The 6,004-nt window shown below is 29.7% G+C and carries 6 protein-coding genes; all 6 read right to left on the reverse strand.

The window, feature by feature from the left end; genetic code table 11:
• Positions 1-571: hypothetical protein (locus L8X50_RS08065; RefSeq protein WP_263660877.1), on the reverse strand; the 571-nt coding region annotated here is incomplete at its 3' end.
• 2 nt (positions 572-573) lie between these two features.
• Entirely contained in the window at positions 574-1,317 is a 744-nt protein-coding gene (gene cysQ, locus L8X50_RS08070) for a 3'(2'),5'-bisphosphate nucleotidase CysQ (RefSeq protein WP_230107748.1), read from the reverse strand.
• The gene (gene cysC / locus L8X50_RS08075) at positions 1,317-1,901 is read right to left on the reverse strand and encodes an adenylyl-sulfate kinase (protein WP_230107749.1); all 585 of its coding nucleotides are present in this window, start codon (positions 1,899-1,901) and stop codon (positions 1,317-1,319) included. Before cysC ends, cysQ begins: the two co-directional genes overlap by 1 nt.
• Before the next feature lie 8 nt (positions 1,902-1,909).
• A complete protein-coding gene (locus L8X50_RS08080; protein ID WP_263660878.1) occupies positions 1,910-3,625 on the reverse strand; it encodes an SLC13 family permease in 1,716 nt (571 codons plus the stop codon).
• Positions 3,622-5,046: a sulfate adenylyltransferase subunit CysN gene (gene cysN, locus L8X50_RS08085; RefSeq protein ID WP_263660879.1), complete on the reverse strand. Its 1,425-nt coding sequence runs from the start codon at positions 5,044-5,046 to the stop codon at positions 3,622-3,624. Before cysN ends, L8X50_RS08080 begins: the two co-directional genes overlap by 4 nt.
• Positions 5,046-5,945, reverse strand: a complete 900-nt coding sequence (gene cysD, locus L8X50_RS08090; protein WP_230107752.1) for a sulfate adenylyltransferase subunit CysD — start codon at positions 5,943-5,945, stop codon at positions 5,046-5,048. Before cysD ends, cysN begins: the two co-directional genes overlap by 1 nt.
• Between the last annotated feature and the right edge of the window lie 59 nt (positions 5,946-6,004).

Genomic DNA, 6,004 nt, shown 5'->3' on the forward strand with positions numbered 1-6,004 from the left:
TTTCCCCCCACCACTGTAATGTTTGTTTGTGATTGCAAATGTGATGAAAATGAAATAAATTTTTTTTGTATCCTGAACTATATTCTTCATTTTTCATTTCTAATTTAAAATCATCTATTTCTGCCCATTTAATAGCCTCAGAAAATAATGATTTTAGCATTTCATTTACATCTCGAATATAGCATACTACTTGAATATTTGTAAATCCTAATTTTTTTAAAAATTTATATAATTTGACAATTTCTCGCTTGCAGGTTAATCTAGATTGTAACAACTCAGAAGAAAAAACAGCTGTGTAGTTAGCATTTATTTCATGGTTAATTTTATTAAAAATGCTTTTTTTATGTTTCTTAATAGCTTGCAGATCCCACAAAGAATTATTTAAAATATAACTATCTTTTTTAGTTAAAGAATACCCTAAAAAAGCTAAATCCCAATGATTTTTTACACCTATAGATTGCGAAAAAATATAATTATATTTTTTTGTAATTATATCTCTATTTATATATAAAAATTCTTGTATACTAGTACTTCCAGTTTTTTCCAAGCCTATATGGATGTAAGCTGTCATTTTTACTCTACTATAAAATATGGATTTAATAAATTTTCTTTATTATACACTAAAGGTTTTTTGGTATAAAAATCATAAGTCATTTTCCCAACCTCTCTGACTATAGCATCAGCAGCAGCTACATCCCACTCCATAGTAGGAGCTAACCTTGGGTAAATATCTGCTTCATTACTAGCTACCAAACATAGCTTTAAAGAACTTCCCATAGAAATAAATTCTTTTTGCTTAGTTGTTTGAATACTATCTATAAAATCTTTTGTTTGCTCATTTAAATGTGATTTACTGGCTACAATTTTATAAAAATCATCATTTCTTTGTAAATGTAGCTTTACACCATTTCTAAAAGCACCTTCACCTTTTTTAGCACTATATAGCAGATCCAATGCTGGAGCATAAACTACACCTAAAACCGGAGTATCTTTACAAATCAAAGCTATATTTATAGTAAATTCTCCATTTTTGTTAATAAATTCTTTGGTACCATCGATTGGATCTATACACCAAAAATATTCCCAATTTTTTCTTTGTTCATAAGGTATGGTTTTATTTTCTTCTGAAAGTATAGGGATATTAAATTTAACAAGCTCTTTACAAATAATCTCATTTGAGATGATATCTGCTTCACTTAAAGGTGAATTATCATCTTTATAAGAAATTTTAAAATCTTGATTATAAATTTCTAAGACTCTTTTACCTGCTTTTATAGCTATGGAGGTTATGTCTTGTAGATTAATTTTATTTATCATTACATAATATTGCTTTTTATTTTATTTAAAATTATACCTACATTCTCATTAAGATCTTCTTTTATTATGTGTATATGTGGGTTTTTAGGTTTTTCATAAGGACTATCTATACCTGTAAAATTTTTAATCTCTCCGTTTCTTGCTTTTTTATAAAGTCCTTTTGGATCTCTTTTTTCACAAATTTCCAAAGGTGTATCAACAAATATTTCTATATATTCATCCTCATCTAAAAGATCTTTTATAAGCTTTCTATCTTTTTCAAAAGGTGATATAAAAGCACAAAGTACTATCATGCCAGCATCTATAAAAAGCTTGCATACTTCTCCTATGCGTCTTATGTTTTCTACTCTTGAAGCCTCATCAAAACCCAAATCTTTATTAAGTCCATGACGTACATTATCCCCATCTAAAAGATAAGTATGAAAACCTTGCTCAAAAAGTTTTTTTTCAACCGCATTAGCCAAAGTAGATTTGCCACTACCGCTAAGTCCACTAAACCACAAAACACATGGTTTTTGATTTTTAAGTTTAGCTCTTTGAGTTTTTGTAATACTACTTGTATGCCAAGTTAAATTTTTACTCATTTTTTTCCTTAAAAACTAAAAAATACCGGAGTTATAGTTAAAACAATAGCTGAATAAGTCAAAGAAACTATCCATCCTATTTTTATAAAATCAGTAGTTTTATACCCACAAATTGAACCTACCATTAAGTGAGTTTGATAACCATGTGGCATTAAAAAAGCACAACTTGCCCCATAAGCAACCGCTAATATAAACGGAGTTGGATTAACTTCAAGCGCTAAAGCAGTACTATAAGCAATAGGAAAAGCCAAAGCTGCAGCAGCGTTATTGGTAATGATTTCAGTTAAAAGCAAAGTTAGAAGATAAATTCCCACAAAACTACCATATAATCCATATACCCCAAAAGTTCCTATAATAAACTCAGCCAAATCTTTAGCTAAACCACTATCAACTAAAACTTTAGTAATAGCCAAAGAAGATCCTACTATGATAAAAATTTCCAAAGGAAAGCGTCTTTTTACTTCATCAAAACTTATGATTTTAAATATAAATAAGCAAGCTAAAAACACTAGCAGCGCTTTAAGCAAAGACACTAACTCCAAAGCAGATAAAGCAATGATGGCTAAAAACGCAAAAATCACTATAAAACTTTGAATATTGCTTAACTTTTGATTTTGCATAATATTTGAGATAATGTAAAAGTTTTTATTAATATTATCTCTTGAGTGAAAGTCCTTACCTACACTTAAAATAAGCCTATCTCCAGCTTGTAATAAACTTTGGCCAATTTTTGAAATATTTTTTGAACCTCTTTTTAGAGCTACAATCCCTGCATCAAATTTAGCTCTAAAATTTGTTTCTTTAACGCTTTTTCCTATCAAATTTGACTCAGAATTTATAACAACATCTACTAAATTTAATGTTTCTAATTTCAAATCTTGTGAGCCAATTTGCAAGCCATCAAATTTTTTCAAAGCCTCTAAATGTGTAATATCTCCACTAAAAACTAATACATCTCCTTCTTTAATAAACTCATTATGACTAACAGGGGCGATAAGCTCATCTTTTCTTTGAATTTCAAGTAAAAACAAAAACTCCAAATTCCTTAAGCCATTTTCTTGTATAGTTTTCCCCACTAATGAGCTATTTTTTAAAACCTTAGCATTGATTAAATACTCATTAATGACATTTTCTCTTTCTTTATACTCAGGCAATAAAAAGTTAAAAATCAAAAGTACTATAAGCACGCCAATACTTATACAAAAACCCACCGCAAAAAAATCAAAAATCTTTAAACTTTCCAAACCATTTTGCACTACAAAAGAATTGACTATCAAGTTAGTTGAAGTGCCTATCAAAGTCATCGTTCCCCCAACTATAGAAAAATATGAAAGCGGAATAAGTAATTTAGAAGGAACTTGAAATTTGTTATTTTTTATAATACTCATAAAACTTGCCACTACTGCAGTATTATTTAAAAAAGCTGAAATACTAGCTGTAACAACTCCAAGCTTTAAAAGTGATAGATGATAATTTTTACCTATGATGAATTTAGAACACCAACTTATCACAACGCTTTTTTCTATAGCTAGTGAAACTAGTAAAAGCAAAATAAGCACTATCAAAGATTCGCTCGTGTAAGAGCTAAGCCAAGTACTTAAATTTAAATACCCCAAAAGATAGTAAAGCACAGCTACACTACCAAATAAAATAAAAGGTTTAATTTTATTGCTAATTAGCAAAATAAGTAAAATTAAAATACTTAATGCAACAATAATTTTCATATTTTTTTACATCCCCATTCAGGATAGTTTTTTCTAATGTAAGCATTAAGTTCTATTTCTGCTTGAGTGTAAATTCTACTCTTTTCTTCGCTTGCTAAAATTTCTTCTACCATACCCGCTGCTAAGGTTTCATTAGAGTATTTATCTATAATGATAAAACTTCCTAAAATTTTATTGTCCTTGTAAGCTTTAAGGGCTGTTTTTTTATTAAGCTTTAAGGTGCATTTAGCAATATCATTGAGTTTTAATTCATCGCTTTGAAATTCTTTGAAAGTATTAATGTCTTTTTTAAAATCAATTTTTTCAAATACTACATTAGTAGTTAAATTTGCTATTTTGATAAGATAATTTTCATTTAAATTAAATTTAACCTCACTCATCCATATTACCATAGCTTTAAAAGAATTTGAAATTTCTATGCTATGATTTTTAGAAGCTATTACATCGCCTCTTGAAATGTCTATCTCATCTTCTAAAGTTAAAGTTATAGCACTTGGAAAGCTAGCATTTTTAGCACTTTGAATTTTTTCATTTTTATCGGGTACATTCAAGTTTTTAATACTAGGTGTGATAATTTGTTTTACTTTACTTGTTTTTAAAGAAGGTAAAATCACAACTTCGTCTTTAGTATTTATACTTCCGCTAGCAATATTTCCACAAAAACCTCTAAAATTTAAATGAGGGCGATTGACATATTGCACACTCATGATAAACTCATCACTTAAACTAGTAGCAATAGGCAAAGTATCTAAAAGCTCAGATAAGGTTTTTCCACTATACCAAGACATATTAATACTTTTAGAAGCTATGTTGTCTCCATCTAATGCACATATAGGAACAAAATGAGTTTTAATATATTCATGATTTTTTAAGCATGGTAGAATTTCTTGATAATTTTTACAGATTGTATTAAAAATTTCTTGATTATAATCAATCAAATCCATTTTATTCACAGCAATAATAAATTGTTTTATGCCAAGCAAACTCGCTATGTAAGAATGTCTTTTAGTTTGAGTTAAAACCCCTTTTCTAGCATCTATAAGTATGATAGCAATATCAGCTGTACTAGCACCTGTTGCCATGTTTCTAGTATATTGTTCATGGCCTGGAGTATCTGCTATGATGAATTTTCTTTTTTCACTTGTGAAAAATCTATATGCTACATCTATGGTTATGCCCTGCTCTCTCTCACTTGCAAGACCATCTACTAAAAGTGCAAAATCAAGCTTTTCTCCTGCATTACCAAGCTTTTTACTATCTTTTTCTAAAGATAAAATTTGATCTTCAAAAAGTATTTTTGCATCATAAAGCATTCTACCTATAAGGGTAGATTTGCCATCATCTACACTACCACAAGTGATAAATCTACAAAGCTCTTTATTTTCATGTTCTTTTAGGTATTTTTCTACATTTGTTTTCATTAAAAATACCCCTCTTTTTTCTTTTTTTCCATACTTGCTTCTTCATCAGTGTCTATAAGCCTACCTTGTCTTTCACTTGTTTTAGAAAGCAAAAGCTCTTCGATGATTTCTAAAACATTGCTAGCACTTGAGTTTATGGCTCCTGTTAGCGGGTAGCAACCTAGAGTTCTAAAACGGACTAATTCTTCTTTAGCGTTTTTAGCAAGTTCTTTTGGCATACGCTCATCATCAACTAAAATTTTAGCCCCCATGTACTCTACCACCGGTCGTTTTTTAGCAAAATAAAGACTTGGCAAAGGAATATTTTCTTTATAAATATACTGCCATATATCAAGCTCAGTCCAATTACTCAGCGGGAAAACTCTTATGGATTCACCTTTTTTATGACGACCATTGTAAATATCCCATAATTCTGGGCGTTGATTTTTTGGATCCCATGAGTGATTTTCATCACGGAAAGAATAAATTCTTTCCTTTGCACGCGATTTCTCTTCATCTCTTCTTGCACCACCAAATACTGCATCAAACTGATATAAATCAAGCATTTGTTTTAAACCTTGTGTTTTAGCAATATCTGTATGCATAGATGAACCATGCGTAAATGGAGAAAGATTTAATTCTTTGATTTTAGGGTTTTGATAGACTATAAGCTCCATACCAAGCTCTTTGGCGCGTTTGTCTCTAAATTCTATCATCTCTTTAAATTTCCATGTGGTATCTACATGCACCAAAGGAAGTGGGGGTAAGCTTGGGTAAAATGCTTTTTGTAAAAGATGAAGCATAACCGAGCTATCTTTACCTATGCTATAAAGCATAGCTGGTTTTTCAAACTCAGCTATCACCTCACGGATAATATGAATAGACTCTGATTCTAAATATTCTAGATGAGAATTAAGCATTATTTTCCTTTTTTATTTTCTGCTTCAACTTCCCAATTTCAAATAGCAGTTTGATATAC

Source organism: Campylobacter sp. CNRCH_2013_0898h (genome assembly GCF_025772965.1).
Taxonomy (GTDB): domain Bacteria; phylum Campylobacterota; class Campylobacteria; order Campylobacterales; family Campylobacteraceae; genus Campylobacter_D; species Campylobacter_D lari_D.

Bases quoted from the DNA above. Each gene is read 5' to 3' on its own strand.
- cysC (WP_230107749.1), bottom strand. From the start codon at position 1,901: ATGAGTAAAAATTTAACTTGGCATACAAGTAGTATTACAAAAACTCAA.
- cysQ (WP_230107748.1), bottom strand. From the start codon at position 1,317: ATGATAAATAAAATTAATCTACAAGACATAACCTCCATAGCTATAAAA.
- cysN (WP_263660879.1), bottom strand. From the start codon at position 5,046: ATGAAAACAAATGTAGAAAAATACCTAAAAGAACATGAAAATAAAGAG.
- L8X50_RS08080 (WP_263660878.1), bottom strand. From the start codon at position 3,625: ATGAAAATTATTGTTGCATTAAGTATTTTAATTTTACTTATTTTGCTA.
- cysD (WP_230107752.1), bottom strand. From the start codon at position 5,945: ATGCTTAATTCTCATCTAGAATATTTAGAATCAGAGTCTATTCATATT.